Source organism: Aurantiacibacter suaedae, from assembly GCF_005434915.1.
Lineage (GTDB): Bacteria > Pseudomonadota > Alphaproteobacteria > Sphingomonadales > Sphingomonadaceae > Alteraurantiacibacter > Alteraurantiacibacter suaedae.
This window is the reverse complement of the sequence record NZ_SKCG01000001.1, coordinates 1,047,421-1,065,114: the sequence shown is the minus strand read 5'-3', so window position 1 is coordinate 1,065,114 and position 17,694 is coordinate 1,047,421. Positions and strand designations below refer to the sequence as shown.

General features: G+C 65.0%; 16 protein-coding genes. 11 read left to right on the top strand and 5 right to left on the bottom strand.

Annotation, left to right across the window (positions count from 1 at the left end; all coding sequences use genetic code 11):
* Positions 1-7: 7 nt before the first annotated feature.
* Both E0473_RS05090 and tsaD read right to left on the bottom strand, forming a co-directional pair.
* Complete coding sequence (locus tag E0473_RS05090; protein WP_137679725.1) at positions 8-1,000, bottom strand: NAD(P)H-dependent glycerol-3-phosphate dehydrogenase; 993 nt, start codon at positions 998-1,000, stop codon at positions 8-10.
* On the bottom strand, positions 997-2,049 hold the full coding sequence (gene tsaD / locus E0473_RS05085; RefSeq protein WP_137679724.1) for a tRNA (adenosine(37)-N6)-threonylcarbamoyltransferase complex transferase subunit TsaD: 1,053 nt from the start codon (positions 2,047-2,049) through the stop codon (positions 997-999). The genes E0473_RS05090 and tsaD overlap by 4 nt, the downstream gene beginning before the upstream one ends.
* A gap of 47 nt (positions 2,050-2,096) precedes the next feature.
* Here tsaD and hemC point away from each other — a divergent pair, with 47 nt between their 5' ends.
* The 3 genes from hemC to E0473_RS05070 all read left to right on the top strand — a co-directional run bounded on the left by hemC (position 2,097) and on the right by E0473_RS05070 (position 4,684).
* The gene (hemC, locus tag E0473_RS05080; protein WP_137679723.1) at positions 2,097-3,038 is read left to right on the top strand and encodes a hydroxymethylbilane synthase; all 942 of its coding nucleotides are present in this window, start codon (positions 2,097-2,099) and stop codon (positions 3,036-3,038) included.
* Entirely contained in the window at positions 3,035-3,709 is a 675-nt protein-coding gene (locus E0473_RS05075; RefSeq protein WP_137679722.1) for a uroporphyrinogen-III synthase, read from the top strand. The genes hemC and E0473_RS05075 overlap by 4 nt, the downstream gene beginning before the upstream one ends.
* 66 nt (positions 3,710-3,775) lie before the next feature.
* The gene (locus tag E0473_RS05070) at positions 3,776-4,684 is read left to right on the top strand and encodes a hypothetical protein (protein ID WP_137679721.1); all 909 of its coding nucleotides are present in this window, start codon (positions 3,776-3,778) and stop codon (positions 4,682-4,684) included.
* Here the strand turns inward: E0473_RS05070 and E0473_RS05065 are convergent.
* Positions 4,681-5,895 (bottom strand): FAD-dependent monooxygenase, encoded by a 1,215-nt coding sequence (locus tag E0473_RS05065; protein WP_137679720.1) that lies wholly within the window; start codon positions 5,893-5,895, stop codon positions 4,681-4,683. The genes E0473_RS05070 and E0473_RS05065 overlap by 4 nt on opposite strands.
* Positions 5,896-5,924: 29 nt before the next feature.
* On the opposite strand from E0473_RS05065, the gene E0473_RS05060 reads away from it, so the two are divergent.
* On the top strand, positions 5,925-8,015 hold the full coding sequence (locus E0473_RS05060; RefSeq protein WP_137679719.1) for a protein-disulfide reductase DsbD family protein: 2,091 nt from the start codon (positions 5,925-5,927) through the stop codon (positions 8,013-8,015).
* Here E0473_RS05060 and E0473_RS05055 read toward each other — a convergent pair.
* Together E0473_RS05055 and uvrB are read right to left on the bottom strand one after the other, a co-directional pair.
* The gene (locus tag E0473_RS05055) at positions 8,002-8,589 is read right to left on the bottom strand and encodes a hypothetical protein (RefSeq protein WP_137679718.1); all 588 of its coding nucleotides are present in this window, start codon (positions 8,587-8,589) and stop codon (positions 8,002-8,004) included. The two genes, E0473_RS05060 and E0473_RS05055, sit on opposite strands and share 14 nt — an antisense overlap.
* 334 nt (positions 8,590-8,923) lie before the next feature.
* A complete protein-coding gene (gene uvrB / locus E0473_RS05050) occupies positions 8,924-11,113 on the bottom strand; it encodes an excinuclease ABC subunit UvrB (protein ID WP_137679717.1) in 2,190 nt (729 codons plus the stop codon).
* A 148-nt stretch (positions 11,114-11,261) separates the two neighbouring features.
* Here uvrB and E0473_RS05045 point away from each other — a divergent pair, with 148 nt between their 5' ends.
* The 7 genes from E0473_RS05045 to E0473_RS05015 all read left to right on the top strand — a co-directional run bounded on the left by E0473_RS05045 (position 11,262) and on the right by E0473_RS05015 (position 17,662).
* A complete protein-coding gene (locus E0473_RS05045) occupies positions 11,262-11,795 on the top strand; it encodes a DUF3617 domain-containing protein (RefSeq protein WP_137679716.1) in 534 nt (177 codons plus the stop codon).
* A gap of 67 nt (positions 11,796-11,862) precedes the next feature.
* Positions 11,863-12,651: an alpha/beta hydrolase family protein gene (locus tag E0473_RS05040; RefSeq protein WP_137679715.1), complete on the top strand. Its 789-nt coding sequence runs from the start codon at positions 11,863-11,865 to the stop codon at positions 12,649-12,651.
* Positions 12,652-12,732: 81 nt separating this feature from the next.
* Positions 12,733-14,157 (top strand): circularly permuted type 2 ATP-grasp protein, encoded by a 1,425-nt coding sequence (locus E0473_RS05035; RefSeq protein ID WP_137679714.1) that lies wholly within the window; start codon positions 12,733-12,735, stop codon positions 14,155-14,157.
* Between the two features lie 17 nt (positions 14,158-14,174).
* A complete protein-coding gene (locus tag E0473_RS05030) occupies positions 14,175-15,119 on the top strand; it encodes an alpha-E domain-containing protein (RefSeq protein WP_137680065.1) in 945 nt (314 codons plus the stop codon).
* A 20-nt stretch (positions 15,120-15,139) separates the two neighbouring features.
* The gene (locus tag E0473_RS05025) at positions 15,140-15,955 is read left to right on the top strand and encodes a transglutaminase family protein (protein ID WP_137679713.1); all 816 of its coding nucleotides are present in this window, start codon (positions 15,140-15,142) and stop codon (positions 15,953-15,955) included.
* Between the two features lie 65 nt (positions 15,956-16,020).
* Positions 16,021-16,776: a proteasome-type protease gene (locus tag E0473_RS05020; protein ID WP_137679712.1), complete on the top strand. Its 756-nt coding sequence runs from the start codon at positions 16,021-16,023 to the stop codon at positions 16,774-16,776.
* 187 nt (positions 16,777-16,963) lie between these two features.
* Positions 16,964-17,662 carry a response regulator transcription factor gene (locus tag E0473_RS05015; RefSeq protein ID WP_137679711.1) on the top strand — a complete coding sequence of 233 codons (699 nt, stop codon included), beginning with the start codon at positions 16,964-16,966 and terminating at the stop codon, positions 17,660-17,662.
* The last annotated feature ends 32 nt before the right edge of the window (positions 17,663-17,694 follow it).

Here is a 17,694-nt window from a genome sequence, read left to right as displayed (position 1 = left end):
GAGGTGGTCAAGCTTGCGCTCCCTCGGCGCGCAGCGGGCGAGCGAGCAATTCGCGCACGATTTCCTGCGCCTCGGCCCCCTCAAGCAGCCTCGCGACCGCATCGACAATCGGCATGGACACGCCCTTTTGCGCCGCGAGATCGCACAGCACGGGTGCGGTGTGCGCCCCTTCGGCCACGGTGCGCCGGTCGGCCATCAGGCCCGCCGGGTCCGCGCCTTCGCCCAGCGCCATGCCGAGCGAGAAGTTGCGGCTGGAGGTGGACGAGCAGGTCAGCACCAGATCGCCAAGCCCGCACAGGCCGTTAAGCGTCTCCGGCCGAGCGCCCAAAGCCTCGCCGAAGCGCAACATCTCGGCAAAGCCGCGGGTGATGATCGCGGCGCGGGCATTCTGGCCCAGCCGCAGCCCGTCGACCACGCCGCAGGCAATGGCGAGCACGTTCTTCACCGCCCCGCCGATCTCCGCGCCGACCAGATCATCCGAATAATAAGGCCGGAACGTATTGCGCGCGACGGCGGGGGCGAGCCGTTGCCACTGCTCCTCGCCGCCGCCGCAAGCGAGGGTGACAGCGGTGGGCAGGCCAGCGGCAACCTCGTGTGCGAAGGTGGGGCCGGACAGGACCGCGATGTCACTATCGGGCGCAGCCTTGTGCGCAACTTCGTGCATCATCGCACCGCTGCCCTGTTCGATCCCCTTCGAACACAGGATCAGATCGCGCGGCATAGAGGGCATCTGCGCCATGACGCTGGCCAGATGCTGCGCGGGGGTAACCAGCAACACCGCGTCGCAGGCCGAAAGCTCGGCCATATCGCTGGTCGCGCGGATCGTCTCGGCCAGCTGCGCCGAGGGCAGATATGGCCTGTTGACGCGCTTCGTGTTGATCTCGTCGGCAAGGCCTTCTTCGCGCGCCCACAGCAGCACCTGCGTACCATTGCTGGCGAGCATCTGCGCCAGAGCCGTGCCCCACGCGCCTGCGCCGACTACGCCGATCTTGCCAGTCATGCCTTCACTCCTGCCCCGCGCGCGGGTTCGGCCTCGGGATCGAGCGGCCAGCGCGGCCGCGCCACGAAATCGAGCGGATCGCCCGCATGGCCGAGCGCGAGACGCTCCAGCCCGGCCCAGGCGATCATCGCCGCATTGTCGGTGCACAGCGCCATAGGCGGCGCAATGAAGGGCAGGCCGCGCTGCTGTGCAAGCGATTCCAGCGCTCTGCGCACCACCGCGTTCGCCGCCACCCCGCCAGCGACCACCAGCGCGGTGACCTCGGGCATCTGTGCAAGGGCGCGGGTAAGCCGGTCGCGGATGCAATCGACCGCCGCCTGCTGGAAGCTCGCGGCGATATCGGCATCGGCATAGGCACCGCTTTCGTGGGCGCGCAGAACGGCGCTTTTCAGCCCCGCGAAGGAGAAATGCGGTTCCGGCTTGCCCATCAAGGGGCGGGGCAGGGGAACCGCCTGCGGATCGCCCGCCAGCGCCAGCCGTTCGAGCGCCGGCCCACCCGGATAGCCGAGCCCGAGCACCTTGGCGCTCTTGTCGAAGGCTTCGCCCAAGGCATCGTCGATCGTCGTGGCAAGGCGGCGGTATTGACCGGGGCCGGACACTTCGAGAATCTGGCAATGCCCGCCCGACACCAGCAGCAGTGCATAGGGAAAGCGCAACGAGGCATCGGCAAGGCGCGGTGACAGCGCGTGGCCTTCGAGATGGTTGATTGCGATCAGCGGTTTCTCACTCGCCATGGCCAGTGCTTTCGCCGAGACCAGCCCCACCATCACTCCGCCGATCAGGCCGGGCCCGGCGGTAGCAGCAATAGCGTCGCAATCCGAAAGGCTTACCTTCGCCTCTTGCAGAACCCTCTCGATCAGCGGCGCGATCCGCTCGGCATGGGCGCGCGCGGCGATTTCGGGCACCACGCCGCCATAGGGCGCGTGCTCTGCCTCCTGGCTGGCGATGGCCTGCGCGAGGATCACGCGCTCGCCCGTCACCAGCGCGGCGGCGGTCTCGTCGCACGAACTCTCTATTCCGAGGACAACTTTGGCGGGCTTGGCACTCATGGGCGGGTTCCACTGGACGCATTCACGCATTAGGGCAAGTCGGGCTTATGACCGAGACATTCAACAACGCCCCCATCCTGCGTCTGGGCACGCGCAATTCCCCGCTGGCGATGGCGCAGGCACACGAGACCCGCGCCCGCCTGTGCGCTGCGCACGGGTGGGACGAAAGCATGGTCGAACTGGTTCCCGTGGTGGCGAGCGGTGACAAGGTGCTCGATCGCCCGCTGGCCGAGATCGGCGGCAAGGCGCTGTGGACCAAGGAGCTGGATCAGTGGCTGCACGAAGGGCGGATCGACGCTTCGGTCCACTCTTTGAAGGATGTCGAGACCGTGCGGCCTGCCGAACTGGTGATCGCCGCCGTGCTCCCCCGTGCCGACAAGCGTGACCGTTTGGTGGGAGCAAAATCGCTGGCGGACCTTCCGCCCGGCGCAGTGATCGGCACCAGCGCGCCGCGCCGCGCGGCGCAGGCGCTCTCCTTGCGGCCCGATTGCACGGTGGTGACTTTCCGGGGCAATGTCGCCACGCGGCTTGGAAAGCTGAAGGCTGGCGAGGCCGATGTGACCTTCCTCGCCGCCGCCGGTCTGCTGCGGCTGGGGCAGGACGAGGTTGGGACGCCGCTCGATCCAGCCGCATGGCTGCCCGCCCCGGCGCAGGGGGCGATTGCGCTCGAATGTCGCTCCGACGATGCCAAGACCTGCAAGCTGCTCGCCGCCATCGACCATGCGCCCAGCCGCGCCGAGGTGATGGCCGAGCGCGCCTTGCTGACCGGCCTTGGCGGCACCTGCCATTCGCCCATCGCCGTTCTCTGCGAGAGCCACGGCGACACCCTCACGATGCGCGCCATGCTGTTCAGCCCCGATGGTTCGGAAAAGATCGAGGACAGCGCGCAGTTCGCCGCTGATGACCTCGAAGCTCCCGAACGGCTGGCCCGCGAGCTGCTCGCCAAGGCCTCGCCCGCGATCGCAGCGGTGTTCAACGGGGCGTCGTGAGGCTGATCGTCATCCGTCCCGAGCCCGGCGCCACCAGCACGGCGGCGGCGGCTCACACGCGCGGGCTTGATATAGAGGTCTTTCCTCTGTCCGCAGCGCGGGCGAGTGAATGGTCCGCGCCCGACCCTGAGGATTTCGATGCACTGCTGATCGGCAGCGCCAATGTATTCCGACTTGGCGGTGCGTGGATGGAAGCCTTCCGCAAGCTCCCCGTCCACGCAGTCGGCCAGACCACCGCCGAAGCCGCGCGTGCGGCAGGCTTTCGGGTGGACTTTGTGGGCGAGGGCGGCTTGCAGTCGATCCTCGATGCGCAGGCGGGGCAGGAAATGCGCTATCTGCGCCTTGGCGGGGCAGAGCGTGTGGCCGTCCAGCCCGCTCCCGGCACGGTGATCGAGGCGCGCACGGTCTATGAAATCGCCCACCTCCCCATTCCGGCTGCGCTGGCCGATATGCTGCGGAAAGGCGAGGCCTTGGTCCTGCTTCATTCGGCAGGTGCTGCGCGCCACTTCGCCGACGAATGCGATAGGCTCGGCATTGCGCGCGCAGGGATAGGCCTTGTCTGCCTCGGCCCGCGCATTGCAGAGACGGCGGGTGAGGGCTGGGCCACCATCGCCAGCGCTCCACAGCCGGGAGACGCGGCATTGTTGGCCTTGGCCGCCAAATTGGTTTAACAGCTCGGCAAGACGAAATTCGGGGGCAAAGCAGCCGATTGCGAGCAAGGCTGCACAAAGGAACCTATGGACTCAGTTTCCCATCAACAGGCCGATCATACGCCAGTGCGCGGATTCGGCCTGCGAACGCTCCTTATCATTGTCGTGCTGGCTGTGCTGGCTGGCGCCGGCGCTGCCTACTATTTCGTGCGTGATGGCGCGGATAACGCCGAGGCTTCGCCGATCTTCGCCGTGCGGCGCGAAGAGGCAAGCGTGCGCCCCACGCCCAAGCCCAGCGCCAGCGCGAACGAGGAGGTCAATGTCGCCCAGGCGCGCCAGGCGGTCGAGCGGGTCGAGCGGGTGGTCGAACAGCAGGGCGGGCTTGATGCGCGGGTGGCCGCGATGGAGCAGCGGCTGACCCGGCTCGATCTGCAATCGCAGGCGGCGGCGGGCAATGCCGCACGGGCCGAGGGGCTGCTGATCGCCTTTGCCGCGCGCCGTGCGCTGGAGCGGGGCGCGCCGCTTGGCTATCTCGAAGATCAGCTGCGGTTGCGCTTCGGCGATGCCCAGCCGAACGCGGTCGACTCCGTGATCGAGGCCGGACGCAATCCGGTTACCCTCGACAGCCTGCTTGCCCGGCTCGATGCGCTGTCGGAAACGATGGCCGACAGCCCGAGTGATGAAGGGTTCGCCGACTGGCTGGGCCGCGAAATGTCCGAATTGTTCGTGATCCGCCGCGAAGGCACCCCGTCGCCGGTGGCCAAGCGCCGGCTCGAACGCGCAAGGCTGTTTCTGCAAACGGGCCGCGCCAATGCGGCGCTGGCCGAAGTGCGCAACCTGCCCAATGCCGAAAGCGCGGCCCGCTGGATCCGAGATGCCGAACGCTACGCCAAGGCGCAGCAGGCGATTGAGCTGCTCGAAACGACGGCGGTGCTCGACCGGCAGAACCTGCGCGACGGATCGGGCACCCGCGTAACCGAAACGGCGGCGAACTAGGCTTTCAGCAATTCGGGCAGGTCGCCGCTCATGCCGCGCGCCTCGTCCATGAAGAAGCGCTTGAGCGGAGGCGTGCGCTGCACTGCGGCCATGCCGATCCGGCGCGCGAGGCTAGGCAGCTTGCCCGGAATGCCGAACAGCCGGGTGAGCGAATCGCAGGCAAAGGCGACCGACAGCGCATCGAGCGCGCGCCACCTCTCGTAACGCGCCAGCATGTGCGCCTCGCCCGGCTCCAGCCCGAGCCGCATCCCTTCGACCAGCACTTCGACCAGCGCGCCCACATCGCGCAGGCCGAGGTTCAGGCCTTGCCCCGCGATGGGGTGAATGCCGTGCGCCGCATCACCCACCAGCGCCAGCCGCTCGCCCACGATTTGCGCGGTGTGCTGGAAGCCCAGCGGGTAGGACGAGCGCGGCCCATCGGCTGAAATCGCACCATAGACGCCGTGCATCTTGCCCATCACCTCGCCGAGGAACGCTTTCTCAGGCAGGGCGAGCAGGCCGGGGGCGTCTTTCTCGTTCACGCTCCAGACCATCGCGCTGCGGTGGCGGCCCTGTTCATCGTCGGGGAGCGGCAGCAGTGCGAAAGGACCGGCGGGGTAGAAGATTTCCCAGGCCACGCCCTCGTGCGGCTTTTCGTGGAACAGCCCGGCGATGATCGCGCGGTGATGATAGTTCCACTGCGCAAGGTTCAGCCCCGCTTCCTCGCGCGTGGGCGAGCGGCGGCCCTCGGCGGCGACCATTAGGCTCGCCTCAAGCACGGTGCCGTCGCCCAGCGTGGCGGAAACGCCATGCGCCCCGCGCTCGCGCTTCGTCACTTGGACCGGCGCGTGCCAGGCTATCAGGTTTTCCTCGCGCGCGGCCTGGAACAAGGCGAGGCGCAGGTCGCGGTTGCGGTACATCAGGCCGAGCGAGCCATCTTCGGGCGCTGGCTCGAAATCGATCCGCCCCGGCTTCATCCCGTCGGTGACGGCGATGTTGGTGATCGCGCAGCCCAAGGGCTCAAGCGCGCCCGCAAGGCCGATGTTGGTGAACAGGTTCCAGCTCGCGGTGGAAATGGCCGAGGCGCGGCCGTCGAAGCCCTCCGCCGTCAGCTCGGCCGGGTCGGCCCGGTCGACCACGTGGCTAGAAATGCCCTTCTTCGCCGCAGCGAGGGCCAGCGTCATGCCAACGAGGCCGCCGCCAAGAATGAGGAGATCGCGCTTGTCCGCCATAGTGTCGTGCTCCTAAAGGTGCGCGCGTGATGCGTGCAAGTCTAATGGACCTTCGGCAGTGGATGGCAAGCCCGTTGTGGCTGGTTTTGGCGCTGTTCGCCGCCTTTTTTGCGGCGCTTCCGGCGGCGGCGCAGGCGAACAACATCGCGCTTGCCGCCTATGCCGACACGGCGCCCGAAGCTGGCGGCGAGGTCGACGTTGCGCTGGTGTTCACGCCTGCGCCGGGCTGGCATGGCTACTGGTCGAACCCAGGTGATGCCGGGGTAGGCCTGCGAATCGACTGGACCCTGCCCGAGGGCTGGCAGGCGGGCGAGCCTCAATTCCCTGTGCCCGAGACGCTGGTGATCTCGGGCCTGATGAATCACGTTTACGAAAGCCCCCATGCCGTGATCGTGCCGCTGCGGGTGCCCGCCGGTGCCGATCTGACCGCGCCGCCGGTGGTAAGCGCCAAGCTCGACTGGCTCGCCTGCACCGACCGCATCTGCGTGCCCGAGCATGGCGAGATCCGGCTCGATTTTTCCGCCACAGCCGCGCTCGTGCCCGAGGCCCGGTTCGAGCAATGGCGCGCCGAGCTGCCGCCGCTGATCGACCGGCACGCCACCTACGAAGTGTTGGGCGATGAACTGCGGCTCGCGATCCCGCTGCCCGCTGCGATGGAGCTGGGCGAGCCGCATCTCTTCATCGAACAACGGCAGATCGCTGCTGGCCAGTCGGTTGCCTATGCCGCGCCGCAGGTATTCCGGCGCGCGGGTGATATGCTGGTGGCGCAGGTGCCGCTCAAGGGGAGCGCAGCGGACGAGGCGGGGGCGGAGGCGCTGGAAGGCATATTGTCGTTCGGTAGGGACGGGCGCGGTGTACGGTTTGTGGCTGAGCCGGGGGCGGTAACGGGCCTCGATGCCCCGGTGATCGCGGGGACGGAGCGCGAGGTGCCTTCGCTGGTCTTCCTGATGGGCGCGGCTTTGCTCGGCGGGTTGATCCTCAACCTGATGCCCTGCGTGTTCCCGATCCTCAGCCTCAAGGCGCTGACGCTGGCCCGCGCGGGCGGCGACGAACGCGCGGCCCGGTCCGAGGCGCTGGCCTACAGCGCCGGGGTGGTGCTCGCCTGCCTTGCGCTCGGCGGATTGATGCTGGCCCTGCGCGCGGGCGGGACGCAGGTGGGCTGGGCGTTCCAGTTGCAGGAGCCGGGTGTGGTCGTGGCGCTGCTGGTGCTCGCCGCGCTGCTGACCGCCAACTTCGCCGGTCTGTTCGAGCTGCCGGGGCTGCCGATCCGCGGCGGCGGCAAGCCTGCCTCGGCCTTCGGCACCGGACTGCTCGCGGCCTTTGTGGCCACGCCGTGCACGGGTCCGTTCATGGCGGCGGCGATGGGTGCGGCGCTGTTGTTGCCGGTGCCGCAGGCGCTGGGGCTGTTCGCCGCGTTGGGGCTGGGGCTGGCGCTGCCGTTCCTGCTGCTCGGCTTCGTGCCGGCGCTGCGGCGGATGCTGCCCAAGCCCGGCGCGTGGATGGAACGGTTCCGCAAGCTGATGGCGATCCCGATGGGGCTGACCGCCTTGGCATTGGTCTGGCTGAGCGTGCGGATCGGTGGCAAGCCGTTCGCCCTGCTCGCGCTGCTGCTGGTGGCGGGACTGCTGATGGGGCTGGCGGTGACCGGGCTGCTGCAACGCCGGGGCAAGATGGCCTGGCCCGCCTTCGGCCTGATCGCCGCGCCGTTTCTGGTCTTCGCCGCCTTCGCGCTGCCCGCCGCCTACGACCCGGCCAGCGCGGGCGCGGAAGAGAGCATTCACGATCCGGCCCCCTTCGACAAACTGGTGCTGATGGACACGGTTCAGTCGCAGGGCAAGCCGGTGTTCCTGTGGTTCACCGCCGACTGGTGCCTGACCTGCAAGGTCAACGAGCGCGTGGCGATCGAGCGCGACGAGGTGCGCAAGGCCTTCGAAGCGGGCGATGTGGTTGCGATGCGCGGCGACTGGACCCAAGCCGATCCGGAGATAACGAAGTTTCTGGAACAGCAGGGCGCGGCGGGTGTGCCGCTCTATCTGTGGTACGTGCCGAACCAGCAGCCCGAGCAATTGCCGCAGGTGCTGACGCCCGAAATGCTGATCGAGCGCGCTAACCGGCGCTGAGTTCGGCTTCGGGCGAAGGCTTCTCGACCGGAGCGTTCACCGTGGCTCCACCCGCGCGGCACCATTCGACGAACTCGCCGGGAATGCGGCTCGGCTGCATTGCGATGGCGCCCTTGCCAGGCAGGGTGGCACGCATGTCGCCCGGTCCGATGAACAGGTCAAGCGCACCGTCTTTAGCGGGCAAACTCGTTTCCCAGCGCCATTCGTTGTCCTTGAGCGTCGGCTCTGCGGGCAGGCGGCTGACATGGCCATTGCCCATCACTGCGAACAGCGCGCTTTGCCCCGGCATGGCAGGAGCATGGCGGATGATCGCCATGGTGATCGGCTCCGCATTGAGGCGGCAGTCGAGCGAGAGCAGCGGCGGTTGGCCAGGGTTGGCGAAATGAATGGCGTGGCCGTTTTCCGCGACCGTCCAGGTGGCGAACTGCGTTTCGGGCGATTCCATCACCAGCTCGCGCGGCGCGGCGGCGACGGCTTCGGCGAGGTCGATGCCTTCGTTGCTGGGCGCCCCATTGGCCTGACTGCAGGCGGCGAGTGGGAGGGCGAGGAGGAGGGCGGAGAGAGGGCGTGTCATCGGCGCGACCACATTAGCGAAAAGCCAACGTTTCGTCACCCTGAACTTGTTTCAGGGTCCATCCTTCGATTTGCACCATCAGGATGAGGGGCGCGATGGATGCTGAAACAAGTTCAGCATGACGAGGGTGGGGCGTCATTTCTTCTTCTCGATCCAAATGCCGATCTGAATGCCAGCGAAGCAGGCACCGCCAGTGATGCTGAGAGTGAGGAGGGACAGAGACATGATTTCGAAAGGTGTCACGGCAAGCTCCAGATGTTGAGGAGCCACCTATTGATACGGTTTTTAAGACCCTGTCAGCGACACTCGGTTGTAGCAGGCGTTGCTACAATCATCACTTCCCCCACTTCTTCTGCACCTTCCCATATCGCGTCTTGCGCGTCCCTGGTCGCCCTTCATTCGAACGCCCCACCATCGGCGCCTTCTTCTGATCGTCAGGCAAGCCCAGCTCGTCGGCCTCCAAGCGCCGGATTTCGTCGCGCAACCGTCCGGCTTCCTCGAACTCAAGGTTCGCCGCGGCGTCGCGCATCTTCTTTTCCAGGTCCTCGATATAGGCGCGCAGGTTGTGGCCCACGAGGTTGTTGCGACCGTCCTCGGCCTCGATATCGACCGTTACGCCGTCCTTCGCGGCGGTGTGCGCGACGATGTCCGCGATCTCGCGCTTGATCGTCTGCGGGGTGATGCCGTGCTCTTCGTTGTAGGCGCGCTGCTTTTCGCGGCGGCGGTCGGTTTCGGCCATCGCGCGCTCCATCGAGCCGGTCACGCGGTCGGCATAGAGGATCACCTTGCCATCCACGTTGCGCGCGGCGCGGCCGATGGTCTGGATCAGGCTCGTCTCCGAGCGCAAGAATCCTTCCTTGTCGGCATCGAGAATGCACACGAGGCCGCACTCAGGAATATCGAGCCCCTCGCGCAGTAGGTTGATGCCGATGAGCACATCGTAGACGCCCATGCGCAGGTCGCGGATCAGCTCGATACGTTCGAGCGTCTCCACGTCCGAGTGCATGTAACGCACGCGCACGCCCTGTTCGTGCATGAACTCCGTGAGGTCTTCGGCCATGCGCTTGGTCAGCGTGGTGACGAGCGTGCGATAGCCCTTCGCCGCCACTGCCTTTGCCTCGGCGATGCAGTCCTGCACCTGATCCTCGGTCGGGCGGATTTCCACCGGCGGATCGATTAGGCCGGTAGGGCGGATCACCTGTTCGGCAAAGACGCCGCCGGTCTCTTCCATCTCCCAATTGCCCGGAGTGGCTGACACGGCAAAAGTCTGCGGGCGCATCGCGTCCCACTCGTTGAAGCGCAGCGGGCGGTTGTCGATGCATGAGGGCAGGCGAAAACCGTATTCGGCCAGCGTCAGCTTGCGCCGGTGGTCGCCGCGCGCCATCGCGCCGATCTGCGGGATCGTCTGATGGCTTTCGTCGACGAACAGCAGCGCGTTCTCGGGCAGATATTCGAACAGCGTTGGCGGCGGCTCGCCTGGCAGGCGGCCGGTGAGGAAGCGGGAGTAGTTCTCGATCCCGGCGCAGCTTCCGGTCGCCGCGATCATTTCCAGATCGAAGTTTGTGCGCTGCTCCAGCCGCTGGGCTTCGAGCAACTTGCCCTCGGCGTTCAGTTCTTCCAGCCGGTGCGCCAGCTCGAACTTGATGGCCTCGGCGGCCTGCTTCATCGTCGGGCCCGGCGTCACGTAGTGGCTGTTGGCATAGACGCGCACCTTGTCGAGCGCGGCGCCTTTCTTGCCGGTGAGCGGGTCGAACTCGGCGATTTCCTCGATCTCGTCGCCGAAGAAGCTGATCCGCCAGGCGGTGTCCTCAAGGTGGCTCGGGTGCAGTTCGAGATTGTCGCCGCGCACGCGGAAGTTGCCGCGCGCGAAGGCGGCGTCGTTGCGCTTGTATTGCAGGGCCACCAGCTTGCGGATCAGCTCGCGCTGGTCAACGCTGTCGCCTTGCTTCAGGTCGAATATCATCGCCGAATAGGTCTCGACCGAGCCGATACCGTAAAGGCAGCTAACCGAAGCCACGATCAGCACGTCGTCACGTTCAAGCAAGCTCCGGGTGGCCGAGTGGCGCATCCGGTCGATCGCCTCGTTCACCGAGCTTTCCTTCTCGATGTAGGTGTCGCTGCGCGGCACATAGGCCTCGGGCTGGTAATAGTCGTAGTAGGAGACGAAGTACTCGACCGCGTTTTCGGGGAAGAAGCTCTTGAACTCGCCGTAGAGCTGCGCGGCAAGAATCTTGTTGGGGGCAAGGATCAACGCCGGGCGCTGCAGGGTCTCGATCACCTTGGCCATGGTGAAGGTCTTTCCAGAGCCGGTCACGCCGAGCAGCACCTGCGTCTGTTCGTCGTCCTTCGCTGCGGCCACAAGGTCGGCGATGGCAGTGGGCTGGTCGCCGGCGGGCTCGTATTCGGAGACGAGCTTGAACGGTTTGCCGCCCGCCATCTTTTCGGGCCGTGCGGGGCGGTGGGGCACGAAGGCGCCAGACGTGTCGGGCTCTTCCAGCCCCCTGCGGATTACGAGTTCTGCCATTGCGCCGATATGGGACGTGCGCCCGTGTCGCGCAACGCTATCGAACGTGCCGATTGGCAGTGCGCCAAGCCGCTGTTAGGCTCGCTGCGACCAGGGGCGGTTTCCAAGCGCCCGTTTCGTTGCCTTTTTTGGGGAAGGGACCCGCCACATGAAATCTCGCCTGATCCTGTCTGCCGCCGTCGCCGCGCTTACGCTCACCGCTTGCGGTAGCTCGAACGACGAGGACCTGCAGGAGGAGGCGCTGTCGGCCGACGACGTTTCGCCCGGTGCAGGCGATCTCAAGCTGGCCGCGGGCGAATACAGCTCGAAGGTCGAACTGGTCGAGTTCGAGCTGCCGGGTCTTCCCGCCGATGTGAAGAGAATGGCCGAGCGCGCTTTCGCCGATGGCGCCGCAGAACCTTCGCTCAGCTGCGTGACCGAGGATTCGACGCCGGAGCAGTGGATCAGCGAGATGAACGAGAGCGACTGTACCGCGACCGATTTCTCGCAGTCGGGCAACAGTTTCTCGGCCACGATGCAATGCAAGGACGAAGATGGGCTCAACGGCACAGTGAACTTCGATGGCACCGTGGAAGGCGAAAAGGTGCAGATGGAAGCGCGCTTCGAGCAGGCTATTCCTGAAATGGGCACCGCCAAGATGCATATGCGCGTGACCGGCACGCGCGTGGGCGAGTGCAGCTAGGGCGGGATACATAGCGTCTTCCGTGCGTTTGTGTTCCGGTTGAGAAAGGAATGCGTGGCGGGGACAAATGTCTGAACTGTTTCAACAGTCGCGGTTCGATCCGGTCCGTTTGCTTGCGAGCGTGACGGCGGTTTCCGATGGCGTGCAGCGTAGGGTCAGGCTTCTCTTTGCACCGCAGCCCGAGGGGGCGCACAGGCCCTCGCTCAAACTTCTTGGCGGCGAAATCGCTTATGTCGCGCGCGCTCTGGCCGGCCGCGCATTCACGCCGTGTACCCTGCCGCGGTGTAACGATCCGAAGGTGGTGATCCTGTTGCCCGGCTTCGGTGCCGATGCACGCCGCATGGGGCGGATGGCGCGCGAGCTTGAACGCGCCGGACACAAGGTCAAGCGCTGGAAACTGGGCTTGAACCTGGGGCCGAGCGAAGAGCAGTTCGCGCGTCTGTCGGAGCGGATCGTCGAAGTGCATGAGCGGTATGGCAAGCCGGTGTGTCTGGTCGGCTGGAGCCTTGGTGGGGTGTACGCCCGCGAAATGGCCAAGCTGCATCCTGATCGGGTGTCCAAGGTCATCACCATGGGTTCGCCCTTCAGCCACACGCCGTGGTCGAACAACATGTGGCGGACATATCAGGCTGTCACCGGCTACCCTGTCAACGATCCGCCGATCGCCTGCGACGTGCGGGCCAAGCCGCCGGTGGAAACCGTGGCCTTGTGGAGCGCGCGCGATGCGGTGGTATCTCCGCGCGCCGCGCGCGGAATGCCGGGTGAGCGCGACCGCGCGATTGCGATTCGCTGCACCCATCTGGGCTTTGCCGATTCGAACGAGTCCATCCTTGCCGTGGGGCGCGAACTTGCCTGAAGCATCGATTAAAAAAACTGTCGCGAGGGCACTTGGCGCGGGGCAAAGTTCCTGTCATGCTGCATCGCACAAAGGAGTTGCATGACCAGCGAACCCGGCTTTGACGAGATGCACGCACCCGACGGATCGGTGCGCCCGGCCTATGCCGGATATAACGAATGGCTCTCGCAGCAGGACGAGCGGTGGATCCACTCGAAAAGCTTCGAGGCCGAGACCTTCTTCCGCAAAACCGGCATCACCTTCAACGTCTATGGCGAGGATGACGCCGAGGAACGGCTGATCCCGTTTGACATGGTGCCGCGCATCATCACCGGTGGCGAATGGCGGCGGCTATCGCGCGGGATCGAACAGCGGGTGAGGGCGCTGAACGCCTTCATGCACGATCTTTACCACCGGCAGGAGATCATCCGCGCGGGCCGCCTGCCAGAGCGTCTGTTCCGCAACAACGATGCCTGGCTGCCGCAGATGGTGGGCTTCACCCCGCCGGGCGGGGTTTACACCCATATCGTCGGGATCGACCTGGTACGCACAGGACCTGACGAGTTTATGGTGCTCGAAGATAATGCGCGCACGCCTTCGGGCGTCTCGTACATGCTCGAAAACCGCGAGACGATGATGGCGATGTTCCCCGAGCTGTTCAGTCACGTGTCAGTGAGGCCGGTGTCGGACTATCCCTCGCGCCTCGCTGCCAGCCTTGCTGCCTGCGCGCCCGAAGGGGCGGGGCCGAAACCCTCGATCGCAGTGCTCACCCCGGGCATCTACAATTCGGCCTATTTCGAGCACGCTTTTCTTGCCGATCAGATGGGCGCCGAACTGGTCGAAGGTAGCGACCTGCGGGTGTTCAATGGCAAGGTGCAAATGCGCACCACGGCGGGCTATCAGCCGGTTGATGTGATCTATCGCCGGGTTGACGACGATTTCCTCGATCCGCTCACTTTCAACCCGGATTCGGTGCTCGGTGTGCCGGGAATCATGGACGTCTATCGTGCGGGCAACGTTACGATTGCCAATGCGCCGGGCACCGGCGTCGCCGACGACAAGGCGATCTATTCATTCATGCCAGAGATCGTCGAGTTCTACACTGGCGAGAAGCCGCTTCTGCCCAATGTCGAAACCTGGCGCTGCGCCGATCCCGATGCGCTTAGCTATGTGCTCGACAATCTGGCTGAGCTGGTGGTGAAGGAAGTCCACGGCTCGGGCGGTTATGGTATGCTGATCGGCCCGACCTCCTCTAAGAAAGAGATCGCCGCCTTCCGCCAGAAGCTGGAAGCCAAGCCGGAGAATTACATCGCCCAGCCGACGCTGTCGCTGTCGACCTGTCCGATCCTCACCCGCGAGGGGCTCGCGCCGCGTCATGTCGATCTGCGACCCTTTGTGCTGTGCTCGCCCACGGGCGTGGACATCACGCCCGGCGGGCTGACCCGTGTAGCGTTGAAGAAGGGATCGCTGGTGGTCAATTCGAGCCAGGGCGGCGGCACGAAAGATAGCTGGGTGCTGGACGACTGATGGCCAATAGAACGCATATCCTCGGCCGGACGGCCAACGCCACCTTCTGGATGTATCGCTATCTGGAGCGGGCGGAGAACACCGCTCGCTTGCTCGCGGCAGGGCAGCGCATGGCGCTCACCCGCGGGGCCCAGATGGCGAGCCAGGAATGGGCCTCCGTGCTCACGACGCTGGGGCTGAAGGATTCCTACCTCACCCAGTATGATGAATATTCCGGATCGCACGTCTGCGATTTCGTGCTGCGGTCGAAGAACAATCCGGAAAGCGTGCTCTCGATGATGGAGCGGGCGCGGCTGAATGCGCGCATGTGCCGCTCGGCGATCACGGCTGAGGTGTGGGAATCGGTCAACGAGGGTTGGATGAGCCTGCGCGAGCTGCTTTCGAAGCAAGTGCGCTCGGCCAATCTGCACGAGGTGCTGATGGCGATCCGGCGCGAAAGCGCGGTCGTGCGCGGGGCCACTCATGGCTCGATGCTGCGTAACGAGATTTACAGCTTCGCCCGCGCCGGCACCTTTCTTGAACGGGCAGATAACACCGCGCGCATTCTGGACGTGAAGTACTATCTGCTGCTGCCGTCGCTTTCTTACGTCGGCACCCCGCTCGATGCGGGCCAGTGGGATAATGTGCTGCGCTCACTCTCGGCAGAGCGGGCTTATCGCTGGCTTAACGCCGGGCGCAGCGACATTCGCTCGATTGCGGATTTCCTGATCCTCGACGACCGGTTCCCGCGCAGCCTGATATTCTGTTATCACGCGATGCGCGAAAACCTGTTTCATCTTGCCCAGTTCCACGGCCGCGAGGGCAAGGTCCACGAGACCATGCGCGAGGCTGACATGAAGCTCAGTGAAATTACCGTCGAGGCGATTTTCGAACAGGGTCTGCACGAGTTCCTGCTCGGTTTCATCGCTGATAACAACAAGCTAGCCGGCGCTATTGCGGAAGATTACCGCTTCATCGCCTGAGCCAGCGGAGCAAGCCCACCATGCGACTAAAGATCCGCCACACCACCCGTTACCGCTTCGCCCACGAGGTGGGCTATGCGATCCAGCGCCTGCGGCTGACGCCCAAGGAAACGCAGGGTCAGAAGATCATCGACTGGCAGATGGTCTATGAAAACGCCCGGGAAGAGCTGGTCTATGACGACCAGAACCACAACCACGTGACATTGATCACGGTTGAGGAAGGCGCGAGCGAGGTGGTCGTGGGGTGCAGCGGCACGGTCGAGACGCAGGACCAGGCGGGCGTTGTCGGGCGCCATGCCGGGCACCTGCCCTTGTGGTCGTTTCTATCGTACACCGACCTGACGCGGCCCGGACCGAAGATCCGTCAGATCATCGCCAAGGTGGAGCGCAGCGAGGAGGGCATGGTCGAGACGTTGCACAACCTTTCCGCCGCCATCCTCGAAACGGTGGAATATGTGACGGGCGCAACCAATTCCACCACCACTGCCGAAGCCGCCGCCGTGGCGGGCAAGGGCGTGTGTCAGGACCATGCCCATATCTTCATCGCCGCCGCGCGCGCGATCGATATTCCGGCGCGCTATGTCAGCGGCTATCTGATGATGGACGACCGCATCGAACAGGAGGCAACGCACGCCTGGGCCGAGGCTTGGGTGCCCTCGCTAGGCTGGGTCGGGTTCGACGTATCCAACGGCATCAGCCCCGATCCGCGCTATGTGCGCGTGGCCACGGGCCGCGACTATCGCGATGCCGCGCCGGTCACCGGGATCAGCTTCGACACCGTGACCGAAGACTTCCATGTCGAACTCGAGGTTGAACAGCGCAGCGCCGAACAATAGAGGCGTGGTGAAGAGGAACGCGGCCTGACCCGCAAACGGGCTTGCCGCCATAGGAAGATTGATCGATGACATATTGTGTTGGCATGGTGCTCGATAAGGGCCTCGTCCTGATGAGCGACACGCGCACCAATTCGGGCGTCGACAACATTTCGGTGTTTCGCAAGATGCACACTTGGTCGGTGCCGGGTGAGAGGGTCATTTCGATCATGTCGGCCGGCAACCTTGCGACCACGCAGGCGGTGATCTCCAAGCTGGAGGAACGCTCGAAAGCGCCGGAAGATCGTTCGAACAGCCTGCTCGAACTGCCCACCATGTTCCAGGTCGCGGTCGAGATGGGCAACATGCTGCGCGAGACAATCGGCGACACGCAGAAGAACAACGGGGCGAGCGGCGGCAGCCGGTTCACCGCCTCTTTGATCCTCGCGGGACAGATCAAGGGCATGGAGCCGCGCCTTTTCATGATCTACCCCGAGGGCAATTTCATCGAAGCCAGCGTCGACACACCTTTCTTCCAGATTGGAGAGACCAAGTACGGTCGCCCGATCCTGCTGCGCGCCTATGAACGCACGATGAGCTTCGAGGCGGCGGTGAAGCTGCTGATGGTGAGCATGGATTCGACCCTCAAGGCAAACCTGTCTGTGGGTCTTCCGCTCGACCTGATGGTGCTCGAACGCGATGTATTCGAGCCGCAGCATGAACGCCGGATCGAGGCGGGCGATCCCTATTTCGAAGAAATATCGTCAAGCTGGGGCGACGCCCTGAAAAATGCGTTTCAGTCGCTGCCCGACTACGAGATGGATACGGCAAGCAAAATCCCGTGATCTGATTCGTCTGCGACTTCGCCAAAGTGCCTAGGGATTGTTGCAGGCAAAACGCCGGTTTAGCTCCAGTTTGGGGGCATATTAACCGCGCAAATCGGCCGGATCTGAGCGAATAGCGGGCTCTATCTCACTGTTTCCGTAGCAATACGAAGTGCGCCGAGCGAAATTTACGGGCTACTTCGCAGTCATGGACAACAGGATCACACTTCACATCGTCGGCGGCACCAGCCGCACCAGGGCAGAACAGGCGCGGCTGGCATTTTCGCTGGGGCACCATGCGGAGGTCTATGCAGATCTCGATGAGATGTTTGACAGACCACCGCGAGGCGGGGTCATCGTCGCCTGCGACGATGTTCTTGAAAACGGGGCGGAAGCCCTGCTCGATAAATTGGGGGAGCAAGGCATCTGGGTCCCGCTGGTCGCCGCGAAAGAAAACCCCGGAGTGGAAGAAGTTGTTGACGCGATTCAGGCAGGGGCCCTCGATTATATGGAGCTGCCGCTAACGGTGGAAGAACTGGGCCGGATGATTGCGCATCTCGTATCGGACGCGGGCCGCCATGCGGAGGCGCGGCGCAGACTGATCGACGCGCGCCGCCGCATCGGCACCCTTTCCAAGCGCGAGCGCGAAGTGCTCGAATGGCTGTCGGAAGGGTGCTCGAACAAGGCCATTGCGCGCGAGCTAGAGATAAGCCCGCGCACGGTGGAAATTCACCGCGCCAATATGATGGACAAGCTTGGCGCTGGCCATGCCGCCGAAGCTGTGCGGATGCGGCTCGATGCCGGATTGGAAGGTGTGCCGCACGAGGCCGGGCCCGCCGGTGGGCAAAGGCTTGGCGAAGCTTCCGAAGAGCCGCCTCGTATGCCGCTGGAAAGGCGCATAGGCTAGGTTGGGGGAGGCGGGCTAGCCCGTCGCCTCAA

Bases quoted from the DNA above. Each gene is read 5' to 3' on its own strand.
- E0473_RS05090 (WP_137679725.1), bottom strand. From the start codon at position 1,000: ATGACTGGCAAGATCGGCGTAGTCGGCGCAGGCGCGTGGGGCACGGCT.
- tsaD (WP_137679724.1), bottom strand. From the start codon at position 2,049: ATGAGTGCCAAGCCCGCCAAAGTTGTCCTCGGAATAGAGAGTTCGTGC.
- hemC (WP_137679723.1), top strand. From the start codon at position 2,097: ATGACCGAGACATTCAACAACGCCCCCATCCTGCGTCTGGGCACGCGC.
- E0473_RS05070 (WP_137679721.1), top strand. From the start codon at position 3,776: ATGGACTCAGTTTCCCATCAACAGGCCGATCATACGCCAGTGCGCGGA.
- E0473_RS05065 (WP_137679720.1), bottom strand. From the start codon at position 5,895: ATGGCGGACAAGCGCGATCTCCTCATTCTTGGCGGCGGCCTCGTTGGC.
- E0473_RS05060 (WP_137679719.1), top strand. From the start codon at position 5,925: ATGCGTGCAAGTCTAATGGACCTTCGGCAGTGGATGGCAAGCCCGTTG.
- E0473_RS05055 (WP_137679718.1), bottom strand. From the start codon at position 8,589: ATGACACGCCCTCTCTCCGCCCTCCTCCTCGCCCTCCCACTCGCCGCC.
- uvrB (WP_137679717.1), bottom strand. From the start codon at position 11,113: ATGGCAGAACTCGTAATCCGCAGGGGGCTGGAAGAGCCCGACACGTCT.
- E0473_RS05045 (WP_137679716.1), top strand. From the start codon at position 11,262: ATGAAATCTCGCCTGATCCTGTCTGCCGCCGTCGCCGCGCTTACGCTC.
- E0473_RS05040 (WP_137679715.1), top strand. From the start codon at position 11,863: ATGTCTGAACTGTTTCAACAGTCGCGGTTCGATCCGGTCCGTTTGCTT.
- E0473_RS05035 (WP_137679714.1), top strand. From the start codon at position 12,733: ATGACCAGCGAACCCGGCTTTGACGAGATGCACGCACCCGACGGATCG.
- E0473_RS05025 (WP_137679713.1), top strand. From the start codon at position 15,140: ATGCGACTAAAGATCCGCCACACCACCCGTTACCGCTTCGCCCACGAG.
- E0473_RS05020 (WP_137679712.1), top strand. From the start codon at position 16,021: ATGACATATTGTGTTGGCATGGTGCTCGATAAGGGCCTCGTCCTGATG.
- E0473_RS05015 (WP_137679711.1), top strand. From the start codon at position 16,964: ATGGACAACAGGATCACACTTCACATCGTCGGCGGCACCAGCCGCACC.